This is a genomic window from Collinsella aerofaciens (assembly GCF_015670745.1).
In the GTDB taxonomy this organism is placed as follows: Bacteria; Actinomycetota; Coriobacteriia; order Coriobacteriales; family Coriobacteriaceae; genus Collinsella; species Collinsella aerofaciens_T.
Genome location: NZ_JADPCH010000001.1, coordinates 1 through 14,734, shown reverse-complemented (window position 1 = coordinate 14,734; position 14,734 = coordinate 1). Strand labels below are relative to the sequence as shown.

Below are 14,734 nucleotides of genomic sequence, written 5' to 3'. Positions count from 1 at the left end.
CCCAAATTGACTACTCTGCCTTGGTGTTGGCTTAGTACTGACTCTCGTGCTTGCTGAAGAAGTCGAAGCGCGGGGGCAGCGGCTTCACGCGGTGCTCGCCGGGCTTCTCGCCCAGGATCTCCACGAACTCGTCCGTGGAGGCAAAGATGTTGTCCCAGCTAAAGAAGGCGACCGGGTCGACGTCGAAGTACTCGCAGATGAGCTCGCAGCCGGCCGGCACGATGCCGTGCATCAGGACGGTCGCCACGCGAAGCTCGGTAAAGGCGTCGACCAGGGCCTGCTTCATGGCAGCGTTGGCTGGCTCGCCCTCGAGCTTGTTGGCGGCCTTGGAGGCATCGCTCCAGCGCTTGTTTGCGGCGCGCAGGTAGTCGTCGCACACGGCGAGCGCGCGGTGCGTCTCGAACTTGTACATGGCCTGCTCAAAGGCAAGGGCGGCCTGCTCGGCAGCTTCGACCACGGCAGCAGAGGCGGCACCGGCGGGAATGCAGCCGTTGCGATAGGGACTCTCGTCGCCTTCCTTGACGGCGACGCCGTAGAAGCAGCTGCGGGCCAGGCGGTTGAACACGCCGGTCAGCAGCGCGCTCTCCTTAAGGGCGGGGTCGATAACGCGCTTGTCGTCGCAGGCGCGCACCTCGTTGCCGTCCTTGTCCTTGCCGGTCACGCGCGTGTCGTATGCCTTGGGGCTAAAGCTCACCGGTTTCTCGGACAGGCCGAGCGACAGCCAATGCGCGCGCATCTGCTCACAGGTGTAGTGGTTGAGCAGGTCGTCTGCCGGCGGGGGAGGAGTCTGCGAGGATGAGCTGGCCTTTTTGCCCATGTAGAGCAGGTGGTAGCAGGCGCTGACGGTGCTCTGCGTGAGGTTCCAGCCTAGGGCCTCCCACATGGCGGTCTGCGCGATGCAGTAGAAGTAGATGTTGTCCTGACCGATAAACTGGTAGATCTGTGCGTCGTCCGAGCACCACCAGTCGCGCCAGTCGAGCGAGCTGTGCTGGTAGGTGGGCGCGGGCACCTGTGTGGAGTCGGCAGCGGGCTCGCCCATGAGGGCGGCATCCTGGGCGGCGACGCCCTCGGTCACGCCGGCGGCCTTGGCATCGCGCGCGAGCACGGTACGCGTATAGCTGATGGGCGCCCACAGGCTCTCGGGCCAGCACCAGCAGGTGACGTCGGAAACGCCGTCGACCTGGGGCACCGGAACGCCCCAGTCGATGTTGCCGGTGATGCGGAAAGGCACGAGCGCCTTGCCGCTGCGGAAGCGCACGCCGCCGTTGGCGAGCACCGCATGGGCGTCGTCGCGCTCCTTCCAGCTGGGGAAGGTGACGGTAAAGCTGCTCTTGTTTCCCTCGGGCTCCAGCACGGTGTGCTCGGGAAGCTGATCCTCGACGGCATCGAAGGCCTCGCGGAACTTGTTCTGGATGTAGAGCTGAGCCGGCAGCAGCCACTCCTCCATGGTCTTGGAGACCACGGAGCGAACCTGCGGGTTCTGGGCGAGCTTGTCGGTATAGGTCTTCATAAAGTCGAGGTAGGCCGGCAGGTCGAAGTAGAGGTTGTCTACCGGGCGCAGCTCGGGCACCTCGCCGGTGAGCTGGCTCTTAGGCGCGATGAGCTCCTCGGGCTCAAACTGGTGGCCCAGGTCGCACTCGTCGGCATAGGCCTTCTCGGACTTGCAGCCCTGGATGGGGCAGCGGCCGATCACCTGACGGCCGTTGAGGAACGTGCCGGCCTTGGCATCGTAGAACTGCAGCGTGGAGCGCTTGGAGATGGTGCCCTGCTCGTGCAGGCGCTCGATAATCTCAGCGGTCACCTCGTTGTGGATCTGGGCCGCCGGCTCAAGGCCCGAGCCGCCGTAGATGTCACAGCTGATGTTGTAGTTGTTGAGGGTCGCGGCCTGGCGGGAGTGATTGGACTCGACATACTCGCTAATGGACTTGTCGTAGCCCTCGTTCTCCTTGAGCTTGCGGTAGCTCTCCATGATGGGCGAGCCATAGCAGTCGGTGCCCGAGGTGAAGATGACGTTCTCGCGGCCCAGACGGTCGCGCAGGAAGCGGGCGAAGAAGTCGGCCGGGACAAAGACGCCACCGACGTGGCCAAAGTGAAGGCCCTTGTTGCCGTAGGGCTCGCCGGCGGTAACGATGGCGCGGCGAGGCCAGCTGGGACGGTCGTTCATGGAGTATTTGGATGCCATGGGACTCCTTCGCATATGGTGAGAGCGCGGCCGGGCACAAGGCCTGGCGACGCGGTGGTCAATTCGTGCATATCGTTCGACATTATCGCACATGCGGACGGGTACGTGGCAGGGGCGCTATCCTAAGATGCTATGAATGAGATTTCCAACATACATGCGTTTGAGGACGAGGATTTTCTGCACGCTTGCTTCGTGTGGGGGATGGTCGTAGTCGGCGTGTTTGCCGTGTGCCTGGTGCCGGTGTTTATGCTGCTGGGCGGACCCGCGGACCTGGATGCGGCTGACGCGGGCGGCTGGATGGCCGTCTTGGGCTGGATAGTCGGCTTGACTGCGGTTTCGGCGGCTTCATTTGCCGTGCACGAGCTGGTGCACGGTGTGTTTTTTAGGCTGCTGGCGCCTGCGGGCGCGAAGGTGACCTTTGGGGCGAATCGCGAGACGGCGATGATCTATGCCTGCGCCGAAGGCGTTGTGTATTCGCGCCGGCGGTACATGGCGGTTTGCCTGGCGCCGACGGTTGTTGTGACGACAACGCTTGCCCTGGGGTTTGCGTTTTCGGGCTATCCGCTGCTGTGCTATCTGGCTGCCGGCTTGCATTTGTCGGGCTGTGTAGGCGACTGGTATTACGTGCGGACCATTTTGCGCGACCGCCGCATTGTCGCCTGCGAGGATACGTCCTTTGGCGTGCGCTTTTTTGGGTGAGGAGATGTCGATGAAGTCGTTGTTGCTGCATGCGTGCTGTGCACCATGCTCGCTTGAGCCGGTTCGCCTGCTGCGCGAGGAGGGGTTTGAGCCCACAATCTGCTGGACCAACCCCAATATTCAACCGCGCGATGAATGGCAGCGCCGCTTGGACGAGCTGCGCCGGTGGTGTGTCGATGGCGACATCGAGCTCATTGAGGCAGGGGAGGACCGCGATCACTGGGAGACCGGCGTGGCACCGCTGGGTGCCGATCGGCCTCGTCGCTGTCGCGCGTGCTATGCCCTGCGCTTGGCCGAGGCGTGCCGCGTGGCCCAGGAGCGCGGGTTTGAGTTTGTGGGCACGACGCTCGCCGTCTCGCCGTATCAGCTGTTCGATACCTGCAATGACGTGCTCAAGCGCCTGGCGGCGGCACGTGGGCTCACTCCGGTGATCCGCGATTTTCGCCCGTATTATCCCGAGGCTACGCGCCGTTCGCGCGAGCTGGGCATGTATCGGCAGAACTACTGTGGTTGCCGCTTCTCGGCTGTCGAGGCGGCCATGGACCGCGCCCGTATCCGCGACGAGCGCAAAGCCGCCAAAAAGTAGTTCATTTGGGACGTCAGCCTGCTAGGATGTAGAGCGGACTTTAGCTATATAAGGAGTATCCGACGTGTCTATGCGTACCGATGATTTTGACTATAACCTTCCCGAGGAACTGATTGCCCAGGCTCCTGCCGAGCCGCGCGACTCCTGCCGCCTGCTGGTGGTGGATCGCAAGGGCTCACAGGCGGGAACGCCGTTGGAGCACGGCGGTACCGTTGAGCACCGCATCTTCCGCGACATCATCGACTATATCGAGCCGGGCGACGTACTCGTCATCAACAAGACGCGCGTGATGCCGGCCCGCCTGATCGGTCGCAAGGCCGGCTCGGGCGGCGTGGTCGAGACGCTGCTGCTCAAGCGCCGCGAGGACGTTGACCCGCTGGGTCACGTTTGGGAGTGCCTGGTCAAGCCGGGTAAGCGCCTGAAGCCCGGTGCTCAGATTGAGTATCGTGCGGGCGGTGCCCATGCGCCCGAGGGCGCGCCCGTGGTGCTGACGGCCGAGGTCATCGACTTTGTCACCGATAGCCGCGGCGGCCGCCTGGTGCGCTTTGAGCCGGCCGGTTGCAATGCCGCCGGCGATCCGCGCACGCTCGACGAGGCCATCCATGCTGCCGGCCACGTGCCGCTGCCGCCCTACATTACCGATTACGAGGGCGATCCTGAGAAGTACCAGACCGTCTACGCCATGAAGGAGGAGCATTCGGCCGCTGCTCCCACGGCTGGCTTGCACTTCACGCCCGAGCTCATGGCTGCCATCGAGGCCAAGGGTGCGAAGTTTGCCGCCGTCGAGCTCGAGGTGGGCATCGATACCTTTCGCTTGGTGGAGGAGGACGACCCTACGCAGCACGTCATGCACACCGAGCGCTACCACGTATCGCAGGAGGTGGTCGACGCCGTGCACAAGGCCAAGGCCGAGGGACATCGCGTGATCGCCGTCGGCACCACCGCGGTGCGCTCGCTCGAAAGCGCGTTTGACGCGGAGGCGTCGGTGTCCGATCCAGCCGTGACGGCGCGCTATTTTGAGGGCCGCGAGGACGGGGCTGATACGCTCGGCCGTGGCGACATCGTGGTACGCGAGAACGCCACGACGCAGCTCTACCTCATGCCCGGCTCGACCTATCACGTGGTCGACGCGCTGATCACGAACTTCCACGTGCCGCGCTCCACGCTCATGATGCTCGTAAGCGCGCTTGCCACCCGCGACCAGATCATGGATGCCTACGCCGCTGCCATCGAGGAGCGCTACCGCTTCTTCAGCTTTGGCGACGCGATGCTCATTTGTTAGTTACGCGGTTCTACGAACCGCGTAACTACTCGACGCTGCGCGGGCCGCATTTGGACAATCTGACGTTCAACTTCAAGGGCGCGACCAGAAGGTCAGCGCCCTTTCGTTTCACGTCACCTTGCCTCAAATGCGACCCGCTCGCTGTCGTTGCTAAAACATCGGCGTTGCCGTGGTTGTCGCTGTAGTCATTGGGCACTTGGCACTTGGGGACGTTCCTTTTGTGCCGGCACCTGGGGACACTCCTTATGTCAAGAGATTGGTGCAAGAGGGATGGATTGCCTTGCATCAATCTAATAAGTTGCGGTGAGATAGTTCTTGAATTGGCTTTTTGAGGGCTAGGCAGGAACTATCTCACCGCAACTGCGTTGAGCGTTTTTTGGCGGCTGGTTTACTTGCTCGCGAACAGCCAGATCAGGATGATCACCAGGATTGCGGCGACGATGCAGACGATGGCGCCGGTGAATTTGATGCGTGAGTCGCGGGTACGCTCGCGCACCGCGTCCTCGGTGGCTTCGAGCTGGGTAACCTCTCGCTCGGTCTCGGCGTGTTCGGCTTTGTCTCGGGCCAAGGATCCTGCAAGCGACTCAGTGATCTCTGGGTGGTCGTGCACCTCGGTCGCCTGTTCGATGATCGACTGCGCGTGTGCGGCATCTGCTTGGGCGTTGGCGATGGTCTGCTCTTGGTCGTGGCGTGCCTTGTCCTCGGCGGCGATTTTCTCGCGCAGTTCGCGCTGGCGCGTCGCGGCGGCAGTCTTTGCCGTCTGCAACTCGTCGCGCGCGGCATCGGCTTCGGTCGTCACGGCCTGATGGGCTCGCTTAGCGTCGGCGATGGGGGCTTGCGCCTGTTCGACGGCCTGCTCGGCTGCGGCAAGCGAGTGCTCAAGATCGGCGGTGATGCGCGGGACATCTTCTTCGGCTTTACGCAGGGCATCTGCCGTGTCGGAGATCTGCATCGAGAGTTCGCTGGTGCGCACCGTATAGTTGGCGGGATTTGCCGAGGGATTGCGTTGCAGCTCGGCGTACTCATGACGCAGCGTCTCGAGCTGGGCGCGCGTGGCGTCGACGGTTTGTTGTGCGGCGGCAATGCCGGCGTCTCGCTCTGTCTTCACCTTGTCGCGGATGCGCTTGGAATCCTCAAGACGTCGAACGAGGCGGTTGCCAGTCTCGCGTGAGCTTGCCTCGCGGGCCTCCACGGCGTCGAGTGCGGCCTTCAGGCGGAGCTCAGTCGCGTCATCCTCTGTCTTCATTTGTTCGAGCTGACCCTTGAGCTCTGTCGCTTTGGCGGCGTGGGCATCACGGTCAATCTCGGCGGCCGCTGCAGTCTTTTGGGCCGTGGCAATCGCCTGACGCTGGTCGGCGACGATCTGGTCGTAGCGGCCAGCGATATCCTGGCGCGTCTCGAGCTCCTCGGCCTGATCGGCAATGCGCTGCTCAAGTTCGGCCAGGTGGGCGCGGGCATCGGCAAGTGCCTTTTTCGCGGCGTTCATCTCGCGCATGGCCGAGGCGCCCTGGGCGATAAAGGTGCCCACGGCGTTCGCGGTGTTCGAGACAGCGGTCCCCAGATCGCGACTCGCGGCGGGGGAGTGGGGGACGGTCGGGCGAGCGGTGCCGGCAGCGTCCGCATCGGCAGCCTGCGGCACGGCGATATTGCCGGTACCGCCCTCGATCACAGAAAAGCCTGCTGCGTGCGGATCGACCGCATCGGCGCCAATCGTGGGATGTTCGAGCTGCAGAAACGAGGGCATGGTACTGCCTTGGTCGGCAACCGGAGTCTCGCCGGGCACAAAGGTCGAGGCCGCCTCGGCGGCCTCCTCTTCTTCGGCATCAATATCGGCATCGGCCACGGCGTCTTTCATCGCTTTGACAGCATCCATCATGGAGTCCATGACGGCATCGAGCTCTTCTTCCGAAGAGACCTCGATGGGGCCCGCTGCTTGCGGGACGTCGTCCTGTACAGGGGCGTCGTCCTGAGCGGGCGCATCGTCGTTTTGCTCATCGGCGTTTTCTGCGGCAGGGGTTTCCGCCGTAGTGCTTTCGTCCAAGATGGGGTCGTCGATGTCGATACCATCGCAGGTTACAACGTCAGTATCTGCGATGACGTCTGCGGAATCATCAATATGCTGTTGAGTCTGGGGGTCCAGCTCGTCTGTCATAGGCATGTGCTCCTCATCGTTGTTTGTCACCCTATGATAAAGTTTCGCGCCGACATCCCACGCGCCGCAGCAAAGTTTCAAAACGTGTTCGATGGCTCGATTTGATAACAATAACTCGGCCGTTTTATCCAGTTTGTACTTGACAATCCCTTCGCCGAACGACGTGGTGCCGTTCGCCTACCGCGGTCTTTTATTTTCGCTTGAACACGCTAAAGTTGCATCTCAGCTTTTGGCGCGTGAAGTTGGATACGCGCAGTCGGCGGGCGTGCCCGTCGCGATTTGAAAGGACTTTGTATGGGACTTTTCACTGGTAAGACCGTGATCGTCACCGGCGGCGGCAAGGCCACGCTTAAGGACGGCTCCGCTGGTTCCATCGGCTACGGCATCGATATCGCATTTGCCAAGGAGGGCGCGAACCTCGTCATCACCGGCCGCAACGTCGCCAAGCTCGAGGCTGCCAAGGAATCCCTCGAGGCCGAGTACGGCGTCAAGGTTCTGCCTGTTCAGGCCGATGTCTCGGCTGGCCAGGACAACGAGGCCGTCGTCCAGAACGTCATCGACAAGGCCATTGAGGAGTTCGGCCGCATCGACGCCGTCGTCAACAATGCTCAGGCCAGCGCCTCGGGCGTGACCATCGCCGATCACACCATGGACCAGTTTAACCTGGCCATTTACTCCGGTCTGTATGCTACCTATCTGTACATGCAGAAGGCCTATCCGCACCTGAAGGAGACCAAGGGCTCCGTGGTCAACTTTGCCTCGGGCGCCGGCCTGTTTGGCAACTATGGCCAGTGCAGCTATGCTGCCGCCAAGGAGGGCATCCGCGGCCTGACCCGCGTTGCCGCCAACGAGTGGGGCAAGGACGGCATCAACGTCAATATCGTTTGCCCGCTTGCTTGGACCGCTGCGCTCGAGAACTTCCAAGATGCCTATCCCGAGGCGTTCAAGGCCAACGTCCACATGCCGCCGGCGGGTCACTACGGCGACGTCGAGAAGGAAATCGGCCGCGTTGTCGTTCAGCTCTGCGGTCCCGACTTTAAGTACATGAACGGTGAGACCGTCACCCTCGAGGGTGGCATGGGCCAGCGTCCTTAGGGGTTACGCGGTTTTACCAAACCGCGTAACGGCTCGACGCTGCGCGGGCCGCATTTGGACAATCTGACGTTCAACTTCAAGGGCGCGACCAGAAGGTCAGCGCCCTTTCGTTTCACGTCACCTTGTCTCAAATGCGGCCCGCTCGCTGACTTATGCTCAACCTGCGGCGCCATTTTGCTTGAAGGCACCTTGCTCGATCTGGCGGGTTTTCGCCGTCGGAAATGATCCGTTGGGGACGGAGGAAAACGGATCATTTTTATCCTGGTGCATTGGTGCAGGGGGGCAGGTTTCCTTTGCACTAGTTTCTGTCGAGTCGGTGCTTCTTGCGGGTTGCCCGTATAATGGTTTGCGTATGAACCGCAACCAAGGAGTTCCAGTTTATGGACCAGAGCCTTTTTAAATTCGACCTGATCGCAGAGGACCCGACGACGCATGCGCGTGCCGGCGTGCTGCACACCCCGCACGGCGACATCGAGACGCCAATCTTCATGCCCGTGGGCACCAAGGCAAACGTCAAGGGCATTCCTACCGAGACCGTCAAACAGCTCGGCGCCCAGATCGTGCTTGCCAATACCTATCATCTGTCCATGCGTCCCGGCGAGGACACTATCGCCGAGCTGGGCGGCCTGCACAAGTTTATGAACTGGCACGGTCCTATCCTCACCGACTCGGGCGGTTTCCAGGTGTTCAGCCACAACGACGCCGTCAAGCTCACCGACGAGGGCGTGCGCTTTATCGTCAACGATTACGACGGTCGCCACGTGTTCTGGACGCCCGAGGACAACATGGAAATCGCCATGAAGCTCGGCTCCGACATCTGCATGCAGCTCGATCAGTGCCCGGGCTATCCCGCCACGCGCGCCTACGTTGAGCGCGCCGTTGAGCTGTCGAGTATGTGGGCCGAGCGCTGCTATAAGGCGCATAACCGCGACGACCAGGCGCTCTTTGGCATTGTTCAGGGCGGCATGCACCTAGATCTGCGCCTGCGCTCGCTGCGCCATCTGGAGGAGTGCGGCGACTTCCCCGGTTACGGCATTGGCGGCTACTCGGTGGGCGAGGACCACGAGACCATGTTCGAGACCCTGGCACCGCTCGTAAGCGAGTACATGCCCAAGCACAAGCCGCGCTACCTGATGGGCGTCGGCAACCCCACCACCCTCGTGCGCGGTGTGGGCGTGGGTATCGACATGTTCGACTGCGTGCTGCCGACGCGTACGGGCCGCATGGGTACGGCGTTCTCCAGCGAGGGTCGCCTTAACTTCCGCAACGCGCGCTTTGCGCATGACGACGGCCCCATCGACCCCACCTGCACCTGCCCGGTGTGCACGGGCGGCTACAGCCGCGCGCTCATCCGCCACATGGTCACGCAGAAGGAGATGCTCGGCGGCATTCTGCTGTCGATGCACAACATCTACTACCTGCTCAACCTTATGCAGCGTGCCCGCCAGGCCATTATCGAGGGCCGTTACGGTGCATTCGTGAGCGACTGGATGAACAGTCCTGCTGCGGTGGATTACTAAGGGCGACAGGCACGCTTGCAGAGCGTGGGCAACGGCAAAGGTTGAGCGGCAGCCGCTCGTCACATTCGCTGACGCCGGCTGCGCGACCGCTGACCGATGCCTTGCAAGCGCTTGATGCAACGTGGGTACCATACCGAATAGTTGATGTTCGGGCGGGTGTTTGGCGCATGGCGTCGACCCCGCCCGCTTTTCTTTTTCTCGATAGGAGTACCCATGATTAAGAATGAGAACGTCGAGGGCGAGCCGGCCTACGACGAGACGTACCGACGCGGTCCTGTGGTCATGCGCGGTCCCATGATTCCCAAGGACAACACCTACGCCAACCTGCTGGCGCCCGAGGAGTCGACCGACTGGTTGCATGCCGATCCGTGGCGCGTACTGCGCATTCAGGCTGAGTTTGTCGACGGCTTTGGCGCGCTTGCCGAGCTCGGGCCCGCGGTGACCATCTTCGGTAGCGCCCGCACGCCCAAGACCGATCCGCTCTACAAGGCGGCGCGCGCGGTCGGTCGCAAGATCGCGCAGCGCGGCGTGGCGGTTATCACCGGCGGCGGTCCCGGCGTCATGGAGGCGGCCAATAGGGGAGCGGCGAGTGCCAACGGCAAGTCGGTCGGCTTGGGTATCGAGCTTCCGCACGAGCATGGGCTCAACAAATACGTAAACCTCGGTATGGACTTCCGCTACTTCTTTGTGCGCAAAACCATGTTCGTTAAGTACAGCTCGGGCGCCATCGTGTTTCCCGGCGGCTTTGGCACGCTCGACGAGATGTTCGAGGTGCTCACGCTGGTGCAGACGCACAAGGTCAAGCGCATGCCGCTCGTGCTGGTGGGCAGTGAGTACTGGCAGGGCCTGTTCGACTGGCTCAACGGCCCGGTGATGAGCGCCGGTATGATCAGCCCGCTCGATCCGGATCTGGTACACATTACCGATGACCTCAACGAGTCCGTCGACATTGCGCTCAGCGGGTTGATATAGGGCGAGCGTGCCTGTCGTTGTAGTATTGTGAATGGCAGACTGATGCTATTTAACATCAGTCTGCCATCTAAATTGGGTATACTGATGCAAAAGACGAGGCGAGGAGGTCGCGTATGTCCACTGCAACGGTTAAGCCTACGACGGTTCGCATCGAAGAGGGGCTCAAGGAGCAGGCGACTGAGTTCTTGGATACGGTTGGTCTAAGTCTCAATTCGTATCTCAACCTTGCTGTTCGGCAGCTGGTAAATCAGCGAAAGATTCCTTTTGAGATCGTAGGAAGGGCAGAGGTGCCCAACGAGGCGACGAGACGCGCCATGGTGATCGCCGAGGCTCATGAGTTGGGGATTTTGACGGACGACAGCCCGTCATTCAATAACGCTGATGAGCTTATATCGTTCCTCGATGAGGACTAGCGATGTTTGAGATTAAAGTCGAGGCTCAGTTTAAGGCGGATTACAAACGGACGATGCGCATCCATCCGCAGCTAAAAACCGAGTTTAGGGCGGCGGTCGCAGAGCTTGCAGCTCACGGCTCGCTTCCCGCGGAATATGGCGCCCATGAGCTTTCAAACCCGGGCGGCAACTACAACGGCCACATCGATTTCCATCTATCCGATGGCTTGGTCGACGTGGTCGTTCTCTACTTGCCGCATAAGACTAATCCTGTGATCCGGCTGGTCAGAATGGGCTCTCATGAGGAGCTGTTCCAGGGTCCGCAGGGCTGATTGCCGATTTCTAAGTTGCGGTGGAATAGGGATTGATTGGCGGCTAATAAGCCAAAAACAGTCCCTATTCCACCGCAACTGATGTGGGCGTCCCTAGCGAGTTGGCTGGTAGCGGGGGCAGTAGCTGATGGCGATGGCGTCGACGCCTACATGGGTGGCGATGGTGCAGCCGATGGGGCCGGTGCCGGCGTCTACGTAATCCTGGCCCGCGAGTGCCTCGTTGACAAGCTCCTGCTCCTCGGCGGCGCCGGTCGTGAGCACGCGCACGCTTGAGCCCGGGTGCTCGTCCAAAAACGCGAGGCAATCTGCCATAGTGTTGGCGACGATGCGCTTGGCGCCGCGACCCTTTTTGATTGCCTTGATCTCGCCCGACTGCCACTCCGGCGAAACGGCCAGGCGAATATTGAGCATCTGCGTGAGCTGGCCGGCGAGCTTGGGCGCGCGGCCGTTCTTAACGAGGTTCTCGAGCGTGCGGGGAATCAGCAGCAGGTGCGCGTCGGGCAGGGTCGCGCGGATCTGCGCCTCGGTCTCGTCCAGGCTGCGGCCATCTTCGCGCATGGCGAGCGCGTACTCCACCAGCAGGCCCTCGGCACCCGAGCCGGTGCGCGAATCGATGCAGCGCACGTCGAGCTCGTGGGTCTCGGCGACCAGGCATGCATTGGAATAGCAGGCGGACCACTCGCTGCACAGCGAGATAAAGATCGCGCTGTCGTGGCCATCGGCGCGCACGCGGTCAAACAGCGCCTTGAACTCGCCGGCACTCGGCTGCGAGGTATGCGGCAGCTGCTCGGAGCCGGCCATGCGGGCGACGTACTCCTGGGCGGTGATCTGTACCTGGTCGAGCAGGTCCTCGCCTTCGATAATCACATGCAGCGGAATGACGTAAATGCCGAGCTCTTGGGCGCGGGCGGGGGAGATGTCCGACGTGGAGTCGGTTATGATGGCAAAAGACATAATTGCACCTTTCGTTGGGGCGCGGCAGCGCCGCCTTCTGAGAGCAAAGTGCGACAAGTATAGTGGAGTCGTTCCACATTTATAGGTTCAATTGTTGAATAGTCAACAGTTTGAAGTGTCGGTGTGGAAATCGTCAACTGGGGAAGAGGGATGCCGATGGAGGCGCTGGAGATATGCAAGCGGCCGGTCGTGCTGTTTGATTTCGATGGCACGGTGGCAGATACGGGTCGAGCGGTGATGACCTCGACGCGCAAGACGTTGGCCGCGCGCGGGTTTTCGGAGGCGCAGATGGGTGATTTGCGCCGTATGATCGGGCCTCCGCTGTGGAAGAGCTTCCACGACTTTTACGGCTTCTCGCGCGAGGAGTCGCTGGTGGTGGCCGACGAGTACCGTGCCTTTTTTGATGAGTTAGGACCGGAGGAGTATCCCGTGTTCGACGGGATCCCCGAGTTGCTCGACGGGCTGGCCGCCCAGGGTCATCGCATGGCCGTGGCGACGTCGCGCATGGAGGTAAAGTGCATCGACATGGTGCATGAGCTGGGGCTTTCTCAGTTTGAGGCCGTGGTCGGCATGAATCCGCCTCAGGGACGCGAGACCAAGGCCGATTCGGTCCGCGATGCCCTGGCGGCGCTTGGCGCGACTGCCGACGAGGCCGTGATGATCGGCGACCGCTTTAACGATGTGGAGGGTGCGCACGCGATGGGCGTGCCGTGCATTGGCATCTATTCGGGCGCAGCGGCGCCGGGCGAGCACGAGGCGGCGGGTGCCGATGCAGTGGTGCATTCGGTGGCCGAGCTTGCTAAACTTTTCGCTATCTAATGACGTGATATGAGGGGCGGGCGTACCCGTCGCTCATTGCTAAGGAGGTCGTCCATGAATCAGGTGGAGCAGAGCGTTACCGAGTATGTCGACGAGGTCTGGGAGGATGTCGTCGCCGATATCGAGCAGCTGGTGAGCTATCCGTCCGTGGCGGTTTCTGCCAATGCGGAGCCCGGCGCGCCGTTTGGCCGTCCGGTCCGTGACGCGCTCGATTGCGCGCTCGGCATCGCGCAGAAGCTTGGCTACCAGACAAGCGACGACGAGGGTTACGTGGGTATTGCCGATATCCCGGGTCGCGGCGATAAGCAGCTCGCGACCATCTGCCACGTGGACGTGGTGCCCGCCGGCCCCGGCTGGAATACCGATCCGTTTGCGATGGAGCGTCGTGAGGGCTGGCTGCTCGGCCGTGGCGTGATCGACGACAAGGGTCCGGCGGTGCTGTCGCTCTACGCCGGCGCGTACCTGCTCAAGCACGGCATTGTGCCGCGCTACACCTTCCGCGCGCTGCTGGGCTGCGATGAGGAAGTGGGCATGTCCGACGTTCACCATTATCTGGAGAACTATGCAAACCCCGACTTTCTGTTTACGCCCGATGCCGAGTTCCCGGTCTGCAATGCCGAGAAGGGCCAGTTCGGGGCGACGTTTGTGAGCTCCAAGATCGACGGCGGGCGCATCGTGTCGTGGAGCGGTGCCGAGGCGAGCAACGCCATTCCGTCGCAGTCTATCTGCGAGCTCGCGATTGCCGCCGATGAGCTGCCGGCGCCGGTCGAGAACGCCGACCGCCTTGAGATCACGACACTCGATAACGGGCATGCGCAGATTTTCGCCCACGGTATTGGCGGTCACGCTTCGATGCCTGAGGGCACCATCAACGCCGTCGGCCTGATCGTGTCGTATCTGCGCGAGGCCGAGGACGCGTTTGGTGCACGCGACGAGCGCCTGCTGACGCCTGCCGAGCACGAGTTCGTCAAGTTCCTGGCCTTTGTGCATGCGGATGCCTATGGCCGCGGCCTGGGTATCGATGCGACGAGTCCGGCGTTTGGCCCGCTTACCTGCAACGCTGGCGTCATCCGCGTGGCGGATGGCCATATTGAGCAGGTCATCGACGTCCGCTTCCCCGATAGCACCAGTGCCGATACCATCCGCGAGCAGCTCGACCCGCTCGTGGGCCGTTTTGGCGTGACGTGCCAGCTGGGTCGCGCTAAGGTGCCGTTCTCGGTGTCTGCCGACGATCCGGCCGTGAAGGCGCTTATTGATACCTATAACGAGTTTACGGGCAAGCATGCTGAGCCCTTTGCCATGGGCGGTGGCACCTATGCGCGCAACTTTGCCCGCGCCGTCTCGTTTGGCCCCGAAGAGACCGGCCTGGAGCTGCCCGAGTGGGGCGGCCAGATGCACGGTCCCAACGAGTGCGCCAACGAGGAACAGCTCAAGCAGGCGCTCAAGATTTATATCGTGGCGATCCTGCGCCTCAACGAACTTGAACTGTAGGGCTTCCCCAGGCACCCGACCTTGCCCCTCAAACCGTCGCTTGCGTACCAAAATACGCGGCGCTCCTCTTTCGGGGTAATCTCGGGCACCTGGGAAACCCCTATATCCTGCTTGGATACAAACTTGCATTACGAGCCCGGTGCTTTTGCCCGGGCTTTTTCTGTTGCGGTGGGGTAGTCATTGGGTGTTCCTATAGTTTTGTCAACCGTCGGGGCTACTCCCGGTAGGGCACCCGGTCGCGCATCACGGCGTATATCG

13 protein-coding genes are annotated in these 14,734 nt (G+C 61.9%); 10 read left to right on the top strand and 3 right to left on the bottom strand.

Annotated features, from left to right (window positions below):
* Positions 1 to 31: 31 nt before the first annotated feature.
* Positions 32 to 2,182 (bottom strand): class I tRNA ligase family protein, encoded by a 2,151-nt coding sequence (locus tag I4W07_RS00065; protein WP_196025208.1) that lies wholly within the window; start codon positions 2,180 to 2,182, stop codon positions 32 to 34.
* A gap of 132 nt (positions 2,183 to 2,314) precedes the next feature.
* On the opposite strand from I4W07_RS00065, the gene I4W07_RS00060 reads away from it, so the two are divergent.
* The 3 genes from I4W07_RS00060 (at position 2,315) to queA (ending at position 4,749) form a co-directional block, all read left to right on the top strand.
* Entirely contained in the window at positions 2,315 to 2,881 is a 567-nt protein-coding gene (locus tag I4W07_RS00060; RefSeq protein WP_196025207.1) for a DUF3267 domain-containing protein, read from the top strand.
* Positions 2,882 to 2,891: 10 nt separating this feature from the next.
* Entirely contained in the window at positions 2,892 to 3,467 is a 576-nt protein-coding gene (locus tag I4W07_RS00055) for an epoxyqueuosine reductase QueH (RefSeq protein ID WP_196025206.1), read from the top strand.
* A gap of 70 nt (positions 3,468 to 3,537) precedes the next feature.
* On the top strand, positions 3,538 to 4,749 hold the full coding sequence (queA, locus tag I4W07_RS00050; RefSeq protein WP_196025298.1) for a tRNA preQ1(34) S-adenosylmethionine ribosyltransferase-isomerase QueA: 1,212 nt from the start codon (positions 3,538 to 3,540) through the stop codon (positions 4,747 to 4,749).
* Positions 4,750 to 5,137: 388 nt separating this feature from the next.
* Here the strand turns inward: queA and I4W07_RS00045 are convergent, their stop codons facing one another.
* Positions 5,138 to 6,901: a coiled-coil domain-containing protein gene (locus tag I4W07_RS00045; protein ID WP_196025205.1), complete on the bottom strand. Its 1,764-nt coding sequence runs from the start codon at positions 6,899 to 6,901 to the stop codon at positions 5,138 to 5,140.
* Between the two features lie 294 nt (positions 6,902 to 7,195).
* On the opposite strand from I4W07_RS00045, the gene I4W07_RS00040 reads away from it, so the two are divergent.
* The 5 genes from I4W07_RS00040 to I4W07_RS00020 all read left to right on the top strand — a co-directional run bounded on the left by I4W07_RS00040 (position 7,196) and on the right by I4W07_RS00020 (position 11,212).
* Positions 7,196 to 7,996 (top strand): SDR family NAD(P)-dependent oxidoreductase, encoded by an 801-nt coding sequence (locus I4W07_RS00040; protein ID WP_006235414.1) that lies wholly within the window; start codon positions 7,196 to 7,198, stop codon positions 7,994 to 7,996.
* Between the two features lie 380 nt (positions 7,997 to 8,376).
* Positions 8,377 to 9,516 (top strand): tRNA guanosine(34) transglycosylase Tgt, encoded by a 1,140-nt coding sequence (gene tgt / locus I4W07_RS00035; RefSeq protein WP_195239462.1) that lies wholly within the window; start codon positions 8,377 to 8,379, stop codon positions 9,514 to 9,516.
* Positions 9,517 to 9,729: 213 nt separating this feature from the next.
* Positions 9,730 to 10,488 carry an LOG family protein gene (locus I4W07_RS00030; protein ID WP_196025204.1) on the top strand — a complete coding sequence of 253 codons (759 nt, stop codon included), beginning with the start codon at positions 9,730 to 9,732 and terminating at the stop codon, positions 10,486 to 10,488.
* 113 nt (positions 10,489 to 10,601) lie between these two features.
* Positions 10,602 to 10,901 carry a type II toxin-antitoxin system RelB/DinJ family antitoxin gene (locus tag I4W07_RS00025; protein ID WP_138112866.1) on the top strand — a complete coding sequence of 100 codons (300 nt, stop codon included), beginning with the start codon at positions 10,602 to 10,604 and terminating at the stop codon, positions 10,899 to 10,901.
* A 2-nt stretch (positions 10,902 to 10,903) separates the two neighbouring features.
* On the top strand, positions 10,904 to 11,212 hold the full coding sequence (locus I4W07_RS00020; protein ID WP_195239464.1) for a type II toxin-antitoxin system RelE/ParE family toxin: 309 nt from the start codon (positions 10,904 to 10,906) through the stop codon (positions 11,210 to 11,212).
* Between the two features lie 93 nt (positions 11,213 to 11,305).
* Here the strand turns inward: I4W07_RS00020 and I4W07_RS00015 are convergent, their stop codons facing one another.
* On the bottom strand, positions 11,306 to 12,166 hold the full coding sequence (locus I4W07_RS00015) for a DegV family protein (RefSeq protein WP_196025203.1): 861 nt from the start codon (positions 12,164 to 12,166) through the stop codon (positions 11,306 to 11,308).
* Positions 12,167 to 12,289: 123 nt separating this feature from the next.
* Here I4W07_RS00015 and I4W07_RS00010 point away from each other — a divergent pair, with 123 nt between their 5' ends.
* Together I4W07_RS00010 and I4W07_RS00005 are read left to right on the top strand one after the other, a co-directional pair.
* Positions 12,290 to 12,985 (top strand): HAD hydrolase-like protein, encoded by a 696-nt coding sequence (locus tag I4W07_RS00010; protein WP_196025202.1) that lies wholly within the window; start codon positions 12,290 to 12,292, stop codon positions 12,983 to 12,985.
* Positions 12,986 to 13,039: 54 nt separating this feature from the next.
* Positions 13,040 to 14,476 carry a M20 family metallopeptidase gene (locus I4W07_RS00005; protein WP_196025201.1) on the top strand — a complete coding sequence of 479 codons (1,437 nt, stop codon included), beginning with the start codon at positions 13,040 to 13,042 and terminating at the stop codon, positions 14,474 to 14,476.
* Positions 14,477 to 14,734 lie beyond the last annotated feature (258 nt).

Bases quoted from the DNA above. Each gene is read 5' to 3' on its own strand.
- I4W07_RS00065 (WP_196025208.1), bottom strand. From the start codon at position 2,182: ATGGCATCCAAATACTCCATGAACGACCGTCCCAGCTGGCCTCGCCGC.
- I4W07_RS00060 (WP_196025207.1), top strand. From the start codon at position 2,315: ATGAATGAGATTTCCAACATACATGCGTTTGAGGACGAGGATTTTCTG.
- I4W07_RS00055 (WP_196025206.1), top strand. From the start codon at position 2,892: ATGAAGTCGTTGTTGCTGCATGCGTGCTGTGCACCATGCTCGCTTGAG.
- queA (WP_196025298.1), top strand. From the start codon at position 3,538: ATGCGTACCGATGATTTTGACTATAACCTTCCCGAGGAACTGATTGCC.
- I4W07_RS00045 (WP_196025205.1), bottom strand. From the start codon at position 6,901: ATGACAGACGAGCTGGACCCCCAGACTCAACAGCATATTGATGATTCC.
- I4W07_RS00040 (WP_006235414.1), top strand. From the start codon at position 7,196: ATGGGACTTTTCACTGGTAAGACCGTGATCGTCACCGGCGGCGGCAAG.
- tgt (WP_195239462.1), top strand. From the start codon at position 8,377: ATGGACCAGAGCCTTTTTAAATTCGACCTGATCGCAGAGGACCCGACG.
- I4W07_RS00030 (WP_196025204.1), top strand. From the start codon at position 9,730: ATGATTAAGAATGAGAACGTCGAGGGCGAGCCGGCCTACGACGAGACG.
- I4W07_RS00025 (WP_138112866.1), top strand. From the start codon at position 10,602: ATGTCCACTGCAACGGTTAAGCCTACGACGGTTCGCATCGAAGAGGGG.
- I4W07_RS00020 (WP_195239464.1), top strand. From the start codon at position 10,904: ATGTTTGAGATTAAAGTCGAGGCTCAGTTTAAGGCGGATTACAAACGG.
- I4W07_RS00015 (WP_196025203.1), bottom strand. From the start codon at position 12,166: ATGTCTTTTGCCATCATAACCGACTCCACGTCGGACATCTCCCCCGCC.
- I4W07_RS00005 (WP_196025201.1), top strand. From the start codon at position 13,040: ATGAATCAGGTGGAGCAGAGCGTTACCGAGTATGTCGACGAGGTCTGG.